Origin of the sequence: Vibrio cholerae ATCC 14035 (genome assembly GCF_000621645.1) — a bacterium.
GTDB classification, from domain to species: domain Bacteria; phylum Pseudomonadota; class Gammaproteobacteria; order Enterobacterales; family Vibrionaceae; genus Vibrio; species Vibrio cholerae.
The window spans coordinates 128244-145820 of record NZ_JHXR01000004.1; the positions used below are offsets into that span (position 1 = coordinate 128244).

Below are 17577 nucleotides of genomic sequence, written 5' to 3' on the forward strand. Positions count from 1 at the left end.
GGCGCTCACTTAAAATGTTGGTTGGCTTGGTAACGATACTTAAGATAATTCTGTCCGTTACTGAGGATCTGAAACGCATCTTTTAAGTTGCGTCGTTCAAAGTCCGAAAGATGTTCCGGCTCGATACTGTTGTCGGCCTCACGCTCTTGTTCAACATCAATCGCTTGATGGCGAATCCGCACCATAGCGATGAATTCCAAGGCATCACGCAGATCTTTGCCTTTACCTTGTGGGAGCAATCCTGCTTCAATTACATCATCTAAACGTTCAAACGAGTTTTTAGCGCGTGAACCTGCGGCGAGGGCATGTACGCGGATCAAATCTGCCAGTGGTGCTGTCCCGCGACGTTTCAAATTGATGGAGTTGTTATGGCGTCCATCTTTTTCCATCACGAAATTCTTAAAAAAGCCCAGTGGCGGCGTGCGATTGAGCGCATTACGCGCCAAACAGGCTAAAAATCGCTGATTGCGTCTGGCGCGGCGTACGATAAAACCAGACAGTTGCTCGGCCCATTTGGTGCGGCCATAGACACCATCGAGATCAAAAAAAATCGACGCATTGAGCAGAGCTTGCGGGTTGGGATTATCAATCCAGTCAGCAAAGCAGGTTTCCCATTCTTTGCGAGTCATGCGCCATTTCGGATTGCTAGCCATGATCTCACCATCACACAATGGGTATCCGCAGCGGTCTAATCCCCTACACACCAACTCAGCAAATTGAGCAAAATAAGCACCATGCTGCTGCACATCGTAGCGATCATCTAAAATCAGAGCATTATCTTGATCGGTCACAATCAACAGTTCATCGCGTCCCATCGAACCAAAGGCGACAAAACAGTAGGGTAGTGGCGCAGCACCCAACTCGGCCTCGACTAATTCAATGATGCGCTGCGTGAAAGCGCGGCCAATGGTCGACATCGCAGTACCAATCATGTGTGAATTGGCGTCTTCGTTAACTAAACGTACGAAGCTTGCTTTGACTTCATTGGCGAGTTGAGCCAAATCATCAATACAAGTTTGCTGGTAGATACGACTGACTAAAAGCAATGAGTTTTGCGACTCATGGCGTACGATGTCGGTCATGTCGATGATACCAATCGGCTGCCTTTCTCTTAATACAGGGAGGTGGTGAACGTTATTGCGTAGCATGGCGAGCATGGCTTCATAGACGTAAGCGTTATGATCCAGCGAGATGACCTCATGAGTCATGACTTGGCTGACGGTCTGTGTGACATCCATACCTTGCGCCAAGACGCGTCGGCAGAGGTCTCGTTCCGTGACAATGCCGACCATGGGCGTTGAGTCATCTTCCGTATCAAGCAGGATCTGGTTATCGAGGATCAGCAGCGCAGAGACATTTTCATCTGCCATGCGCTGTGCCGCCTGTTGAATAGAGGCTTGTTTGTCTATCGTTGGTGCTGAACGGGTTAACAGCTGTTTGACTTTGCTGGTGATAAGATCATTTTGTTCTTTTTGTTTAGCAACGGTTTGACGCAAGCGTACGGCTTGCTCTACTTCAACAAAATCGGCAAAACTATCAAACTCTTGGTGTAAACGGTGAAAGAGCGCTTCAGGCAAACAGTACAGCAGCGTATCTTCAATTGCAGTGACCGCAAAAGACACTTGGTTACGCGTTAATAACCCCATTTGTCCAAATAGACTGCCTTCCGTCAGTCGATTGTACAGCTCACCATGACGTCGATAGACTTCGACCGCCCCACTACGAACCAAATATAAATCACTGATGGCTTGTTTATAGCCAATAATCGGTGTGTCTTTACGAAAGTAGGCAATTTCAATTTGTTGAGCGATTTCAGGCAGTCGTTCGTTGGGTAAGGCATCAAAAGGCGGATGCTGTTGCAGGAATTGTTGAATCTCGATTAACTCGGCGTCCATGGAGGCTCCTATCGTTACAAACATGCGTTAGGCAATGTTTTTGGCGGTATGGCAGACCATACTACCTCAATTTATTGCCTTAGGGCTAATCGGAGCACGCAGAGATAGGGAAAGGAGTCTATCTATACCCTTCCTACTTGATGCTGCAGCGGTGTTGGCTACGTTCGTTTACCTGTATCTATGCTCATGGGGATGAACTCACTTGCCGCCTACCTGCAACTCCAAGTAGTTTGGGTATATGAACAGTAAAAAAACAAAAACCGGCCATATTCCAGCCGGTTTAAGAGAGTCATTGACGATGCGATTACATCACCGCAGCAATGCCTTGGCACAAGGGTAGCATGTTTGATTTGGTCATCCCCGCTACGCTGATGCGGCCAGAGCCGACGATATAGATACCCAACTCTGATTTGAGGCGTGCAACTTGCTCTTTGCTTAGGCCAGAGAAAGAGAACATGCCGTTTTGACGCTCGATAAAGCTAAAGTCAGCGTCTACACCCACTTCTTTCAATGTGTTAACGAAAAGTACGCGCATCTCTTGAATACGTTCACGCATTTCCGCGACTTCGGCTTCCCATTCTGCGCGTAATTCTGGGTTGTTCAGAATATAAGTGACAACGGCAGCACCGTGAGCTGGTGGGTTTGAGTAGATAGAGCGGATAATCGCTTTAACTTGTGAGAACGCCGTTTCTGCAACGGTTGTTGAAGGTGCAACCAGCGTGAAGGCACCGACACGTTCGTTGTACAAGCCAAAGTTCTTTGAGAAAGAGCTGGCAACCAGAATCTCAGAGTTGTATTTCGCAAAAATACGTAGGCCAGCCGCGTCTTCTTCCACACCTGAAGCAAAGCCTTGGTAAGCAAAGTCAAACAGAGGCAGTAAGCCTTTGTCAGCCACCAATTTCGCCAGTACTTCCCACTCTTGCTCTGTTGGGTCAATACCCGTTGGATTGTGGCAGCAGCCATGCAGTAAAACCACATCGCCTTTCTCTGCCTGCTCTAAATCTGCCAGCATAGCGGCAAAATCTTTGTCTTTGGCATCATAATAAGCGTATTGCGTAGTTTCCAAGCCAGCGGCATTGAACACACCGTGATGGTTAGCCCAAGTTGGGTTACTGATCCAGACTTTCACATCGCCCAGTTGACGCTTAATAAATTCACCCGCCACACGCAGCGCACCAGTGCCACCAGGGGCTTGCGCTGTTTTTGCCAGTTTTTGTGTCACTATGTCCGAATTCGCGCCGAACAGCAGTTTTTGTACTGCTAAACCGTACTCAGCTGTCCCTTCGATCGTGAGATAAGATTTGGTTTTCTCTGACTCAAGCAGTGCGGCTTCTGCTTTCTTTACAGTAGCGAGAACCGGGGTTTCACCTGCTTCATTCTTATAAATACCTACACCGAGGTTAATTTTGTCGGTACGAGGGTCTTTTTTGAACTCTTCAGTTAAACCTAGGATAGGGTCAGCGGGAGCGGCAACGACTTTTTCGAACATAAAGCACATCCATGTCAAGTTAGGGTGGGAAGGGATGATTGAACTCATCAAAATTTACCGTATTTATACCTCCCTCGTATTCAGGTGACAACAGCACCTGAAAGAAAATATCGAAAAATTTTTACTTGGCTGAAAAACTGGGAATAGTTGGTCATTTGTGATGTAAAAGCCTTGGGCTTTTCAGCCTAAGGCGAGATGAATTTTTGTCCGGTTATTGAGGCAATACATCAATAAGATAAGATTTGGCGATGTTCAGATCATTACGTATTAAATTTTCATTTCTTTCCATCGTCATGGATTGAGCATTCGCAAAGCAGAGCGTCGCCAACACCGCTGCAGCTTCAAGTAGAAAAGGTATAACTACAACCTTATGCGGCATCTTTAAAGTGTGCTGCAATGGCCACGAACTTTTCCTCAACCGCGAGAAAAGCCTCGACCACGACAGGATCAAAATGGTGACCACTGCCTTCGACAATAATGGCTTTGGCTTTGTCATGACTAAAAGCCGGTTTATAAACCCGAGCTGAAATCAAGGCATCATACACATCGGCTAACGCCATTAAGCGACCGGAAAGCGGGATGGCTTCTCCTTGTAATTGCGCCGGATAACCCGTGCCATCCCATTTTTCGTGGTGAGTGAGAGCAATTTCTTTGGCAATGGCGAGGAAGGAGCTCGTCCCTAAATGGCGCTCAGCAATCGCAAGTGCTTGCGCCCCGATACGCGGATGCTCTTTCATGACGGTGAACTCCTCATCGGTCAGTTTGCCCGGTTTGAGCAGAACCGAATCTGGAATGCCAACCTTGCCTACATCATGTAATGGCGCGGATTTGTAGAGTAGTTCGATATAAGCCGGGGTTAACAGCGTTGAATATTGGGGAAAAGCAGCGAGATATTCTGCTAACGCTTTGACGTATTCTTGAGTGCGAAGAATATGTGCCCCTGTCTCGTTATCTCGTGATTCCGCGAGAGCCGATAAGCTGACGATAGCCACATCACGTGTGGTTTTGACCTCATTTTGCGTAGCTTCTAAGCTGTCTAACATCTGATTGGTCAACATGGCGACATTGCCTAACTCATCGTTAGAGTAGACGGGAAGGCGTACTTGGAGGTTGCCTTGCGTCACGGCTTGCAATGAGCGCTCCTGATGGTCGAGGATCTCTTTCATCACTCGACTCCAGAGTACGAGAATGGCCGTGATGTAGCCGCCTAACACCAAGGACAAAAAGGCAAACTCTTTCACAATGCTGATCTTGCCACTGCCATCAAGTAGGCGCGCAGGGTTATTTTCCAGCCAGTGAATATCTTTGATTGCGACCATGCTGAGCATCACCGTCAGTGTGCTGATTAAAAGGACGATCAAGCCAATCAGCTGTTTGACTAAGGAACGTCGCTCATCAGAAGAGAGAGCAAGGTTCTGACTTTGAGGCATTTGGCGCAGCGTTCTTAACTTACTGCTTAATTGCAATAACGCTCCGGTGAAGAAACCAAATAAGGTCATTCCAAACAGTACTTTTAAATTACTGTCTAACGTGAACTGGTATTGCAGATTGTAGTAAAGCGCTAAAGGCAGGCTCATTGCGAAGAGGAGTGCCGTGTCCAATTGGATAAATTGCTGTTTTCTTGCCCAAATGTGCTGGCGAAGCAGAGTATGCCGAATCAGCCATGCGAGGATGAAGACAGCACCCACCTGAGTGGCGATTTCACGAGTGCTTAATGTCGCGAGAAAAGGACAGACTCGGCTTGTGTAAAGCGCAAAGAGCACTCCAGCAAGCGCATAGAGTCCAAACGTCAGTGGGGCATGGTAAATCGTGTTTTTCATAGCAAGTGATAGAACCCAAATGGTCAATAAGTTACGGCTAGTTAAGTATAAGCAGCATCATTAAAGTGAGTGTGATTTATTATCGTTTTGAATAAAGGCGCGGATTTTATAGACATTGCTGGGTGATGACCACTTTAAAACGAACATTTTTTGAGTGGTCGTATCAGAGTGTAACGATTGAGAGGAGCAATAATTGCTTTTTGTATCAAGGAATACTGTTAAGATACGTCCTGTAGTCGGGGAGCCTGAGAGCGTATATACCCTTCTTACTTGAAGCTGCAGCGGTGTTGGCTACGTTCGTTCACCCCAATCACATAGTTTATCTATGCTCATGGGGATGAACTCACTTGCCGCCTACCTGCAACTCCAAGTCGTTTGGGTATAACAACGTGCGAATTAAAGGCTGAGATCGCGTAGCGAGACCCGTTGAACCTGATTCAGTTAGGACTGACGTAGGGAACTATCCTCAACCGCTGGTATTGTCTCACCATTGATTTGCAGTTTGGGATCAGTTCCTGTTTTCACAGGAGCTTTTATGTCAACAATCTCTTCTATTCATACTCCCATAGTGCTGACTATCGCAGGCTCAGATAGCGGTGGTGGCGCTGGAATTCAAGCCGATATCAAAGCCATTTCAGCGACAGGGGGTTACGCCTGCTCAGTGATTACCGCGATTACTGCACAAAATACGCAGGGTGTTTCCGCCGTTTTTCCTTTGCCATTAGCAGTGGTTGAGCAACAGTTAGACGCCGTGTTTAGCGATATTCCCGTCTTGGCAGTCAAAATTGGTATGCTGGCGGATGCCCCAATCATCGCTCTGGTTGCTAAGAAACTACGCCAATATCAACCAAAATGGATTGTGCTCGACCCAGTGATGATCTCAACCAGTGGCCATCATTTATTGGCGGCAGAGGCAGTCGAGACGTTAAAACGTGAGCTATTACCGTTAGCCAATCTCATTACGCCTAATCTGCCAGAAGCGGCGGTTTTAGTGGGGATGACGCAACAAGAATGGCAGCAGAATCCGCAGCAGGGTGTTACCGCGCTTAGTCAGTTAAACACACCAGCGGTACTGCTCAAAGGCGGTCACGACCATCAGCAAGCCAACAGTGATGACTTACTGATTCAAAGTGGTGATAGTCGTTATTTCTGTGCGCCCCGTATTGCTACGAAGAATACGCATGGCACGGGCTGCTCACTCTCATCTGCGATTGCTTCATACTTAGCGCAGGGGGCTGAGTTAGTGGAAGCGGTGGATAAAGCCAAACAGTATATCCACCAAGCTATTGTGCATGCCGATCAATTGAGGATCGGCCGAGGTTATGGGCCGATACACCATTTTTATCTACTGCAAATGGCTAAAAGCCAACAGAAAAGCCAATAAGAGTGAGCTTGAGGTATAAAAAAACCGTCTCGTTTGAGACGGTTTTTACATTCAACAGAGCGGAATTAGAAACTCGCGCTACGTGGAGTACGTGGGAACGGAATAACGTCACGTACGTTACCCATACCAGTTACGTAAGACACGAGACGCTCGAAGCCCAGACCAAAGCCCGCGTGCGGCACTGTGCCGTAACGGCGCAGGTCGCGATACCAGTCCATGTGCTCAGGATCGATGCCAAATTCACGCATACGCGCATCAAGAATATCCAAACGCTCTTCACGCTGTGAACCGCCGATTATTTCACCAATGCCCGGTGCCAAGACGTCCATCGCCGCAACGGTTTTGCCATCTTCGTTCATACGCATGTAAAACGCTTTGATGTCTTTTGGATAGTTCTTCACGATAACCGGTGCTTTGAAGTGCTCTTCTGCAAGGAAACGCTCGTGCTCAGAAGCCAAATCAATGCCCCATTCAACAGGGAATTCAAACGTTTTGCCGCAGTTTTTCAGAATTTCAATCGCATCAGTGTAATCCACTTGTGCGAAATCAGATTCAACAAATTGCTCAAGACGCGCAATCACTTCGTTATTAATACGATCGTTAAAGAACTCAAGATCGTCACGACGCTCTGCCAGTACGGCTTTGAACACGTACTTCAGCATGTCTTCAGCCAGTTTTGCTACAGTGTTCAGGTCAGCGAATGCAACTTCAGGTTCAACCATCCAGAATTCCGCCAAGTGACGGCTGGTGTTTGAGTTTTCCGCACGGAATGTTGGACCGAAAGTGTACACTTTGCTGATCGCACAAGCGTAAGCTTCCGCGTTGAGCTGGCCTGATACGGTCAGGAAGGTTTCTTTACCAAAGAAGTCTTGGTTGTAATCCACTTTACCTGCATCAGTACGCGGTAGGTTTTCCATATCCAGCGTTGAAACGCGGAACATTTCACCTGCGCCTTCTGCATCAGAAGCGGTGATAAGAGGCGCTGAAACCCAGAAGTAACCTTGTTCATGGTAGAAACGGTGAATCGCTTGTGCCAAGCAGTTACGAACACGCGCAACCGCACCGATCACGTTAGTACGTGGACGCAGGTGAGCCACTTCACGCAGATATTCAATCGAATGACGCGTTTTCGCCATTGGGTAAGTGTCAGCATCTTCAACCCAACCGACGACTTTTACGTCAGACGCAGCCAGTTCAAATGCTTGGCCTGAAGCTGGAGATTCAACAATCTTACCGGTTACTTCAACGGAACAGCCTGTAGTGAGCTTCAGAACTTCGTTGTCGTAATTATTGAGATTATTAGGAACCACGGCCTGAATCGGGTTGAAACAAGAGCCGTCATAGATGGCAAGAAACGAAATTCCAGCTTTGGAATCACGACGTGTGCGAATCCAGCCGCGAACAGTGACTTCACTGTCTACTGCGAGCTTGCCGCTGAGTACGTCATTTACAGGCGCGTAAGTCATGTTTATTACAGTCTCCGTTGAGATATAAAGACATCCCAATGCCATTTGCGCTCGTCATTGCGCAAAAAATAGACGAAACATTGGGTTGTAGAGAGTTTTACAGATTCAACGGAACATATTACCTGTCAATTTGTCAGCTTCAACCTTTAATGTGGTTTCCGCGCAGAATTCTTAGCAATCAAAGTAAATTGATTCAGCAAGGACTCCAATTGTTGTGACAAATGTTCAAGATCGATGCTGATCTCACGCGTCTCACTTGCCGATTGTGATGTGTTGTTCGCGTGATGAGTGATGACATCAACCTTATTTTGGATCTCATGACTGACTTCCGTGGTGCGTTTGGTCTGCTCTTGAATGCCCATAGCATGGCTTAGCACTTGTTGCATTTCGCTGACCACACGAGTCATGGCCGCTGAGAGCTCTTCCACTTCGGATGAACGCTGATGCGCATGAGAGCAGACGGTATCTACCGAAGAGAGCGAGGCTTGGCTGTCACGCTGAAATCCTGCGATGATGTTTTCAATATTTCCGGTTGCTTCAGTGGTGCGTGATGCAAGATGACGCACTTCATCTGCAACGACAGCAAAACCGCGACCTTGTTCGCCCGCTCGCGCCGCCTCAATAGCGGCATTCAGCGCAAGTAAGTTAGTTTGTTCGGCAATGCCTTTGATCACGCCAAGAATGGATGATACTTGGCCAGTTTGATTATTTAATTCCACAATCCGTTGTTTGACCGCCTCAATATCGCCCACCAGATTTTTGATATCTTCACTGGCTGCGTGTGCTTGCTTGGCACTTTGCTGAACAATACTGGTGGTGTGATTGACCAATTTAGACGCTTCTTCGGTCGCAAACTCCACTTGTTGCTGCTTACCTTGCATATCCGTGATGTTGGTTTGCACTTCTGCAGTTTCTTTTTGTTGATTGTTGGCCGCCTGATCGGTGACTTGCGCGACATTCGTAAGCTTTTTGGCCGAATCAGCAAGGGAATGGGAAGTGTCTTGCACTTGTTGCAAGCTGTCTGACACCGTATCCATCAGTGAGTTGATGGATACCGCCAGTTGCCCGAGTTCATCTTTTCTATCGTTTTCGAGTCGATGGGAAAGATCTTTACTCTTACTCACTTCACACATAAAGGCCGACGTTTTTTGCAAAGGGAGAACGATAATTCTACGCATGAAAAACAGCGTCAACATAAAACCAAACAGCGCAATAACCGACATAATGCCGACACCAATAAGAGTGCGATGATTCACCATTTGCGTTAAGTGGTTAAGATTAAACTCAAGACGAATTACACCAAGCACTTCACCTTCTGGTGCGATGTGACAAGCCACACAGTTAGTACCACGATAGTTTTCACTCGACTTCATCGGCAAGGCAACCACAATGCCTTTCCCCCAATCGGCTTGATAGGGCTCTATAATGGTTTCGCCTTGTAATGCCCGTTGATCAATTTCATCTTTCGGTTGTTGATCCGTGCTTCCGGGGCCATAAATCTTGTTTAAAGAAGGCGCTCGAATGACGCGAACTTGTTCAATGCCATCTTGTGCTAATGCTTTTTGGCGTAGCGTCTCTTTTTGTGCCATGGTGCCAGTCAGCATCATCATGTTCAGGCTATCAAAGTAGTTACTGGCTTTGTCGTGCAGCTGCTCACTTAACACGGAATGAATGAGATCTTTTTGCTGCCAATATTGATAAGACGTTGAGCCCGCCAAAACTAAGGCAAACACGGTGATTAATGTCAGCAGCAATTTACTAAGAATGGATGAGTTCATGATAGTTTTGTAATTATAAGTGACCCCGACTTATGTAAATATAGCGTTAATTCACTAGGTGACAAACGTAGACCAATTGTTAGTGTGACCTTAACCAAAGTGTGAGTTTAAATATGAGGTATGACGCATACTCTTAGCTATACCCTTCCTACTTGAAGCTGCAGCGGTGTTGGCTACGTTCGTTCACCCCAATCACATAGTCTATCTATGCTCATGGGGACTCACTCACTTGCCGCCTACCTGCAACTCCAAGTAGTTTGGGTATATTGCATTGATTATTGAGGAATGTTTCTCAGTCGCTGGTGTGAGAGGGGCGGTTTGTCCGAATTATGTTTTGAATAGCCTTGTTTCAGCAGCAGAGATTTCTTAGTATTGCGGCTCTTTTTATGCCCCGAGAATGATGATGAAAACAGAATTATACAAAGAGTTTATGTTTGAGGCTGCTCACCACTTACCGCATGTGCCCGCTGGTCATAAGTGTGGTCGTTTGCATGGACACTCTTTTTTAGTTCGTCTGTATGTTGAAGGTGAGGTTGATCCCCATACCGGTTGGGTAGTGGATTTTGCGGAAATCAAAGCGGCATTCAAACCGATTTATGATCGTCTCGATCACTATTATCTGAATGATATCGAAGGGTTAGAAAACCCAACCAGTGAAGTGTTGGCGAAATGGATTTGGCAGCAACTCAAGCCTAGCTTACCGCTGCTGAGCAAAGTCGAGATCAAAGAAACCTGCACCGCGGGTTGTATTTATCGTGGTGAATAGCGAATCGATTTGAGATTCAGAGTGAAAACGCCCCACATAAAAAACGCCCGGAAATCCGGGCGTTTTTGTAAGCACAAAAAGGTTCTGATTAACAGATCACTTTGATCGCCAAGCCACCTTGTGAGGTTTCACGGTACTTAGCATTCATGTCCTTGCCGGTTTCCAGCATGGTTTCAATCACTTTATCCAGTGAAACACGTGGGGCAGAAGAACGACGCAGCGCCATACGGGTTGAGTTGATCGCTTTCACCGCTGCAATGCCGTTACGTTCGATACATGGCACCTGTACTTGTCCTGCAACAGGGTCACAAGTCAAACCAAGGTTATGCTCCATCGCGATTTCAGCCGCCATACAGACTTGCTCTGGGCTACCGCCTAAAAGCTCAGCAAGACCCGCTGCTGCCATAGAACAAGCGACACCGACTTCACCTTGACAGCCCACTTCTGCACCTGAGATAGACGCATTACGTTTGTACAAACCACCAATCGCGCCAGAAGCAGCGAAGTAACGGATGTAGTCTTTCTCAGTCACGGTTTGGATGAATTTGTCGTAGTAGGCGAGTACCGCAGGGATAATGCCACACGCACCGTTAGTCGGTGCAGTGACTACACGGCCACCGGCTGCGTTTTCTTCGTTAACCGCAAACGCATACATGTTTACCCAGTCAACCACCGCCATTGGATCGTTGGTGGTTTTTTCGGACGTCAGCAGTTGTTGACGCAGCGCTGCCGCACGGCGTGGTACACGCAAAGGCCCAGGTAGGATGCCTTCGGTGTTCATCCCGCGTTCCATACACTCACGCATGGTACGCCAAATGTTCGCGAAATAGGTGCGCACTTCTTCGTCAGAATGCATGGCTTTTTCGTTCGCCATAACGAGCGTGCTGATCGAGAGGCCACTCTCTTTACATTGGTTCAGCAGCTCTTCCGCTGAACGGAAAGCGTAAGGCACTTGAATAAGAGATTCGTTCTCTTTACCAAAGTGCTCTTCATCAACAATGAAACCACCACCGATAGAGTAGTAAGTTTTGCTGAAGATTTTCTCGTCGTTGATCCATGCGTGAATCTGCATGCCGTTTTCGTGCAAAGGCAGATTAGTGCGGTGGAAATTCATCCCACCTTCACGAGGGAAAGAGACGGTATGACAGTGCATACCAACAGGAAGACGTTCTGTTTCTTCTACACGAGCGATAAAGCTCGGAATCGAGTCGATATCCACTTTCTCTGGCGTATTGCCTGCCAGACCCATGATGATAGCGATATCCGTGTGGTGACCTTTCCCTGTCAGTGATAGCGATCCATAAACGTCCACGGTGATTTTAGTGACGTCGCGCAATTTTCCCATTGAGCGTAGTTCGTCAATAAACTCTTTACCCGCTTTCATCGGTCCAACCGTGTGTGAACTTGAAGGACCAACACCGATTTTATAGATATCAAATACACTAATCATTTTGAATGCCTCAAAACTAAGCCCCCCTAAGGGTAGGGAGGCTTTTGGTATAGTTATGTTTTGTGTTTTAAGCTCATACGCAGAGGTAGAGATTAAAGAGCGCCGTAGATTACAGAACTAATCGCAGCCAAGCCACAAATAACTGTAAAAATCTGTACAGGTGCTGAAGTCTTGAACTTAGCCATTGCAGGCACTTTGTGCATTGCAAATACAGGCAGCAGGAACAAGATAGCAGCAATCATTGGTGCGCCCATGGTTTCAATCATACCTAGGATGCTTGGGTTCACAATTGCTACAATCCAAGTGGTGATGACGATGAAGCCCAGAGAGATTTTCTCAATCTTGCTGACTTGCATGTTGCTGCGTGATTTCACCAGACCGACTAGACCTTCATGAGCACCTAAGAAGTGACCGAAGTAGCTTGAGGTGATCGCTGCAAATGCCACGATTGGACCTAAGTAAGAGATGATCGGTGAAGCGTGTTCATTAGCTAGGTAAGACAGAACAGAGATGTTTTGCTCTTTTGCCATCGCCAGCTCTGCAGGAGACAGTGATAGAACTACCGAGAATACGAAGAACATCACGAAGCCCATCAGCATCATCGCTGCACCGCCAGTAATCATGTCCGTTTTTTGTACGGCTTTATCACCAAACTGTTGGCGTTGCTCTTTAGAGAACTGAGAAATGATTGGGCTGTGGTTGAAAGAGAACACGATGATTGGGATCGCAAGCCATACGATAGCAGGCATTGCTGACCAGTCAGGTGCGACTTCCATCATGGAAGTGTTCCAATCAGGGATCAGATAGAAAGAGAGAGCCAGCAGAATGAATACCAGTGGGTAAACCATGGCAGAAGTGGCTTTCAGCATCAGCTCCTTACCAAATACCACACCAGCAGTCATCGCCGTGATCAGTGCACCAGATAGTAACCAGCGAGGAATCGATTCCATGCCGATTTGGTTAACGAGGAAAGAATCCACCGTGTTAGTGATGCCCACACCGTAGATCAGAACGATAGGATAGATGGCGAAAAAGTAAGCAAAAGTAATGAGGTTAGCGCCAGCTTTACCAAAATGTTCTTCAACCGTGTCAGTGATGTCTGCATCAGGATTTTTTGCAGATAATACGAAACGAGCGAGAGACTTGTGTGCAAACCAAGTCATTGGGGCGGCAATCAGTGCGAGAAGAACTAATGGCCAGAAGCCACCCGCACCCGCTTTAATAGGTAGGAACAGGACACCTGCACCAACCGCTGTACCGAAAAGGGACAGAGCCCAGGTGAAATCTTTGTAGGTCCACTTGCTAGCAGAACGTGCTGTAGAAGTAGCCGCTGTTGTAGTATTCATATGTTTTTACTCATTTTGGGAACAGGAAATAAGTCGGAGCGCATTTTTGCACATTTTTCACATAAGAAAACTAGATCTAAATCATGATTGGTTGTACTTATTGAAACTTCTATCAAAAACCTATTTTTGATCACGAAATTGGCGTGCCACATGTGAGAATTGTTAATGGGTTGGATTAGATTTAGTTATGTTTGCGTGAAAAATTCTCAGTGAATGGTCAGGAAAACGTTTGCTTGTTTTTTTGATTAGATTTTCTAATGATTTGTATTGCCTTGCCCAAAGTGAGAAAAATAGGCCTTCAAACTAACTCATTGTAATTAATAAATTGTTTTTGAAGGGATTGGATGATTTGTGCGGTCATACCCCATATAAAATGTTGTTTATAGGAGAGGGCGAACAGTTTATGACGGTGTTTTTTTAACTGAAAAGTCCCGCTGTAGATCTTTTTTCGATCAAGCAAAAAACTGATCGGCACTTCAAACACTTCATCGACTTCGTTGTGATCGAGCTGAATCGGGTAGTCGGATTCGACAAAAGCTAAAAAAGGCGTCACGGCAAATTGGCTTACGGTCACTAACTCAGGCAACTGACCAACAATACGAATTTTCTCTTCTGGGATGCCAATCTCTTCTCGTGCTTCTCGCTTTGCCGTCTGCTGTAACGAGTGGTCGCTCTCTTCGTACTTTCCGCCGGGAAAACTGATTTGCCCGGGATGATGCCTCAAATGTGCTGCGCGCTTGGTCATGATCACTTGTAGGCCTTGCGGGCGTTCTACTACGCCAATCAATACCGACGCTTTACGTAGCTTCTCTGGCGCTAAATGTGCGACGCGCCGCAAGCTTTCCTGAGGATAGGCGGCGGGTAAATGGAGCTGAAACTGCTGGATAAACTCGTGACGGCTAATGTTTTGCAAAGCAGGCCTCTATACCGTGATTAACGTATAACACCTGTTATAGCGTGTTTCAAAAGGATGCGCTGTCGGTTACTGCACATTTGCCAGATATGATATCCCCTTTCTACCGACTTGACGCTGTACGTAGGAAGGGGATGGCTTGAGAAGAAAACCGCCAGCGAGCATAGGCGGTGCTGACGGTGGTTCAAACTGAGAGTTAGGATTCTAGGGTTGGAAGAATTCGGCTTAACTTATCTAGCGTTTCTTGATACTCCGCAGCGCCTTCGCTGTCAGCCACCAAGCCGCCACCCGCCCAAGCGTAAAGCTGCTGCTGATAGGCCACTAAAGTGCGGATCGTGATGCTGGTATCCATTTTTCCATGACGGCTGAGATAGCCAATTGAGCCACAATAAGCGCTACGGCGATGCGGCTCGAGCTCCTCAATGATTTCCATTGCCCGCACTTTGGGCGCTCCCGTAATCGAACCGCCGGGAAAACAGGCGCGTAACAGATCGGCGGCTTGGTATTGCTCATCCAGTGTTGCGCGAATCGTGCTCACCAGATGGTGCACGGCGGGAAAGCTTTCGACATCAAACAACTTAGGTACATGCACGCTACCCGGCTTTGCCACACGACCAATATCATTACGCAGCAGATCGACAATCATTAAATTCTCGGCCTGATCTTTTTCTGCGCTGACTAAATCTTGCTTGAGTAGGGCATCTTGTTGCTTGTCGGCATGGCGTGGACGTGTGCCTTTGATCGGTTTGGTTTCAATCACTCGATCACAAACTTGCAGAAAACGTTCTGGAGAAACACTCAAAATTGCGCCTTGTGGCAAACGCAAAAAGGCGGAGAAGGGCGCTTGATTACCTTTTTCCAGCTTCAAATACGCTTGCCATTCACTACCAGTGTAGTGAGCCTGAAAACGCTGCGCGAGGTTGATCTGGTAACAGTCTCCCGAGCGTAAATAGTCCTGTACACGAGCAAATTTATCTTGATAGGCGGTATAGCTCATATTGGATCGCCAAGGCGATGTGAGAGCAAAGTCAGTTACTTCGCTTGGCTTTATCGCCTCTTGTTGGTTTAACCAACCCCAAGCGTCTTCAACATTTTGTCCGACCAATTGCGCGGTGTGCTGTTGGTGATCGACCACGAGCGCCCAAGAATAGATGCCCACGGCCATATCGGGCATAGCAATATCTTGTTCTGCTAAGCTAGGGAGGACTTCGACTCGGCGTCCTAAATCATAGGAAAAATACCCCAGAGCACCGCCAACAAAAGGTAACTCCGACTCATCAGTCACTTGAGGAAGATACTGCTCTTGGATGTCAGCAAGAAGCGCAAAAGGATCTTCTCGTGACAATGTCACGCCGTTCTGGGCGTGAATTTCAGTTTCATCACCAAAAGTCACTAAAGTGGCGAAAGGATTGGCGACCAGAATATCAAAGCGGCTATCCATATGGGTGGTAGACGCAGAGCGCAGCAGCATTGCCCAAGGTTGCTGCTCAATGGATGTGAAAAATTGTTTAGCAATATCAGGGTGATAAGTTAATTTTTTGTGTTCAATTGACAAAGTTTGGTTGTTATTCATTTGTGTAATTTGTGACAGAGAAACCGTTCATTGCGTAGCATCGCAGGGAAAGCAAGAGTATCATAAAAATCTCATACAAAGCTGCTACTTAAAGAGTGAGCGTCTCCTTCGGTTTTGGAAGCAGTAATTCACCCAAGTCGCAGTACACGGAAGCATAACAATAACGAGGCGAGCAATGACGGTAATACGCAAGCAAGATGTGATCAGCAGTGTCGCTGATGCGCTGCAGTACATCTCCTACTACCACCCATTAGACTTTGTAAAAGCCCTAGAAAAAGCCTACCAACGTGAAGAAAGCCAAGCGGCGAAAGATTCGATAGCGCAGATTTTGATTAACTCGCGCATGTCTGCAGAAGGCCACCGCCCCATTTGTCAGGATACGGGTATTGTCACTTGTTTCGTCAATATTGGTATGGGCGTGCAATGGGATTCGACCGACATGACGGTGCAGCAGATGGTGGATGAGGGCGTGCGCCAAGCGTACACCAACCCAGATAACCCACTGCGTGCCTCAGTATTGATGGATCCTGCGGGCAAGCGCATCAATACCAAAGACAATACCCCAGCTGTGGTGCACATCAATATGGTGCCTGGCGATAAAGTGGATATTCAAATTGCGGCCAAAGGCGGCGGCAGTGAAAACAAAACCAAGATGGTGATGCTCAATCCGTCCGATGATATTGCGGAATGGGTAGAAAAAACCGTACCCTTGATGGGCGCGGGCTGGTGTCCACCGGGCATGCTCGGCATTGGTATTGGCGGTACGGCGGAAAAAGCGGCCGTCCTCGCCAAAGAAGCTTTGATGGAACACATTGATATTCATGAGCTTATCGAGCGTGGTCCGCAAAATGCGGAAGAAGAGCTGCGTTTAGACATTTTCAACCGTGTGAATAAGCTCGGTATTGGCGCGCAAGGCCTTGGTGGTTTGACCACAGTGGTTGATGTGAAAATCAAATCGGCACCGACACATGCCGCTTCTAAGCCTGTCTGCATGATCCCCAACTGTGCGGCGACACGCCACGTGCATTTCACACTCGATGGCAGCGGCCCTGCGCAGTTAACACCGCCTAAGTTAGAAGATTGGCCACAAATCACTTGGGAAGCGGGCGCGAATACGCGTCGTGTCAATCTTGATAACATCACCCGTGAAGAGATCCAAACGTGGAAAACCGGTGAAACGGTTCTGCTGTCTGGCAAGATACTCACTGGTCGTGACGCCGCCCATAAACGCATTCAAACCATGCTGCAAAAAGGCGAAAAATTGCCTGACAGTGTCGATTTGAAAGACAAGTTCATTTACTACGTAGGTCCTGTGGACGCAGTAGGCGATGAAGTGGTTGGCCCTGCAGGCCCTACAACTTCAACTCGTATGGATAAGTTTACCGACATGATGCTGGAAGAGGTCGGCGTCATGGGCATGATTGGTAAAGCTGAGCGCGGCCCAGCTACCGTTGAATCGATCAAAAAACACAAAGCTGTTTATTTGATGGCAGTCGGTGGTGCGGCTTACTTAGTGGCGAAAGCGATCAAGAAAGCTCGCGTAGTCGCGTTTGAAGACTTAGGCATGGAGGCAATCTACGAATTTGAAGTCGAAGATATGCCAGTCACTGTTGCTGTGGATTCAACGGGCGCGAATGCGCACCAAATCGGTCCAGATACTTGGCGGGTCAAAATCGCTGAAGCGGCCAAGTAAAGGC

At 47.4% G+C, this 17577-nt stretch carries 12 protein-coding genes; 3 read left to right on the top strand and 9 right to left on the bottom strand.

The features are described 5' to 3' along the window. Positions 1-5: 5 nt before the first annotated feature. From T411_RS0105560 to T411_RS0105575, 3 genes are all read right to left on the bottom strand, one after another. Positions 6-1895 (bottom strand): CBS domain-containing protein, encoded by a 1890-nt coding sequence (locus T411_RS0105560; protein ID WP_000338504.1) that lies wholly within the window; start codon positions 1893-1895, stop codon positions 6-8. Between the two features lie 304 nt (positions 1896-2199). Next, positions 2200-3384, bottom strand: coding sequence for an amino acid aminotransferase (locus T411_RS0105565; protein ID WP_000462150.1), 1185 nt, complete (start codon positions 3382-3384; stop codon positions 2200-2202). A 368-nt stretch (positions 3385-3752) separates the two neighbouring features. Next, positions 3753-5204 carry an HD-GYP domain-containing protein gene (locus T411_RS0105575; RefSeq protein WP_000799135.1) on the bottom strand — a complete coding sequence of 484 codons (1452 nt, stop codon included), beginning with the start codon at positions 5202-5204 and terminating at the stop codon, positions 3753-3755. Positions 5205-5739: 535 nt separating this feature from the next. On the opposite strand from T411_RS0105575, the gene thiD reads away from it, so the two are divergent. Continuing rightward, positions 5740-6588 (top strand): bifunctional hydroxymethylpyrimidine kinase/phosphomethylpyrimidine kinase, encoded by an 849-nt coding sequence (gene thiD, locus T411_RS0105580; protein ID WP_000104385.1) that lies wholly within the window; start codon positions 5740-5742, stop codon positions 6586-6588. Positions 6589-6653: 65 nt separating this feature from the next. On the opposite strand, the gene asnS is transcribed toward thiD, so the two are convergent. Both asnS and T411_RS0105590 read right to left on the bottom strand, forming a co-directional pair. Next, positions 6654-8054 carry an asparagine--tRNA ligase gene (asnS, locus tag T411_RS0105585; protein WP_000220370.1) on the bottom strand — a complete coding sequence of 467 codons (1401 nt, stop codon included), beginning with the start codon at positions 8052-8054 and terminating at the stop codon, positions 6654-6656. Positions 8055-8200: 146 nt separating this feature from the next. Then, the gene (locus tag T411_RS0105590) at positions 8201-9832 is read right to left on the bottom strand and encodes a methyl-accepting chemotaxis protein (RefSeq protein WP_001088888.1); all 1632 of its coding nucleotides are present in this window, start codon (positions 9830-9832) and stop codon (positions 8201-8203) included. A 403-nt stretch (positions 9833-10235) separates the two neighbouring features. On the opposite strand from T411_RS0105590, the gene queD reads away from it, so the two are divergent. Further along, a complete protein-coding gene (gene queD / locus T411_RS0105595) occupies positions 10236-10598 on the top strand; it encodes a 6-carboxytetrahydropterin synthase QueD (RefSeq protein WP_000845978.1) in 363 nt (120 codons plus the stop codon). An 88-nt stretch (positions 10599-10686) separates the two neighbouring features. Here queD and T411_RS0105600 read toward each other — a convergent pair whose 3' ends face one another. The 4 genes from T411_RS0105600 to pabB all read right to left on the bottom strand — a co-directional run bounded on the left by T411_RS0105600 (position 10687) and on the right by pabB (position 15880). Then, positions 10687-12048 (bottom strand): L-serine ammonia-lyase, encoded by a 1362-nt coding sequence (locus T411_RS0105600; protein WP_000626426.1) that lies wholly within the window; start codon positions 12046-12048, stop codon positions 10687-10689. 92 nt (positions 12049-12140) lie between these two features. Then, positions 12141-13394 (bottom strand): serine transporter, encoded by a 1254-nt coding sequence (locus T411_RS0105605; protein WP_001098618.1) that lies wholly within the window; start codon positions 13392-13394, stop codon positions 12141-12143. A gap of 298 nt (positions 13395-13692) precedes the next feature. Continuing rightward, positions 13693-14307 carry a CoA pyrophosphatase gene (locus tag T411_RS0105610; RefSeq protein WP_001179676.1) on the bottom strand — a complete coding sequence of 205 codons (615 nt, stop codon included), beginning with the start codon at positions 14305-14307 and terminating at the stop codon, positions 13693-13695. Between the two features lie 196 nt (positions 14308-14503). Continuing rightward, positions 14504-15880, bottom strand: coding sequence for an aminodeoxychorismate synthase component 1 (pabB, locus tag T411_RS0105615; protein ID WP_001063909.1), 1377 nt, complete (start codon positions 15878-15880; stop codon positions 14504-14506). 175 nt (positions 15881-16055) lie between these two features. Here pabB and T411_RS0105620 point away from each other — a divergent pair, with 175 nt between their 5' ends. Beyond that, entirely contained in the window at positions 16056-17573 is a 1518-nt protein-coding gene (locus tag T411_RS0105620; protein ID WP_000216113.1) for a fumarate hydratase, read from the top strand. Positions 17574-17577: the final 4 nt, after the last annotated feature.

Excerpts from the sequence above, each read along its gene's own strand:
- T411_RS0105560 (WP_000338504.1), bottom strand. The coding sequence starts at position 1,895 with ATGGACGCCGAGTTAATCGAGATTCAACAATTCCTGCAACAGCATCCG.
- T411_RS0105565 (WP_000462150.1), bottom strand. The coding sequence starts at position 3,384 with ATGTTCGAAAAAGTCGTTGCCGCTCCCGCTGACCCTATCCTAGGTTTA.
- T411_RS0105575 (WP_000799135.1), bottom strand. The coding sequence starts at position 5,204 with ATGAAAAACACGATTTACCATGCCCCACTGACGTTTGGACTCTATGCG.
- thiD (WP_000104385.1), top strand. The coding sequence starts at position 5,740 with ATGTCAACAATCTCTTCTATTCATACTCCCATAGTGCTGACTATCGCA.
- asnS (WP_000220370.1), bottom strand. The coding sequence starts at position 8,054 with ATGACTTACGCGCCTGTAAATGACGTACTCAGCGGCAAGCTCGCAGTA.
- T411_RS0105590 (WP_001088888.1), bottom strand. The coding sequence starts at position 9,832 with ATGAACTCATCCATTCTTAGTAAATTGCTGCTGACATTAATCACCGTG.
- queD (WP_000845978.1), top strand. The coding sequence starts at position 10,236 with ATGAAAACAGAATTATACAAAGAGTTTATGTTTGAGGCTGCTCACCAC.
- T411_RS0105600 (WP_000626426.1), bottom strand. The coding sequence starts at position 12,048 with ATGATTAGTGTATTTGATATCTATAAAATCGGTGTTGGTCCTTCAAGT.
- T411_RS0105605 (WP_001098618.1), bottom strand. The coding sequence starts at position 13,394 with ATGAATACTACAACAGCGGCTACTTCTACAGCACGTTCTGCTAGCAAG.
- pabB (WP_001063909.1), bottom strand. The coding sequence starts at position 15,880 with ATGAATAACAACCAAACTTTGTCAATTGAACACAAAAAATTAACTTAT.
- T411_RS0105620 (WP_000216113.1), top strand. The coding sequence starts at position 16,056 with ATGACGGTAATACGCAAGCAAGATGTGATCAGCAGTGTCGCTGATGCG.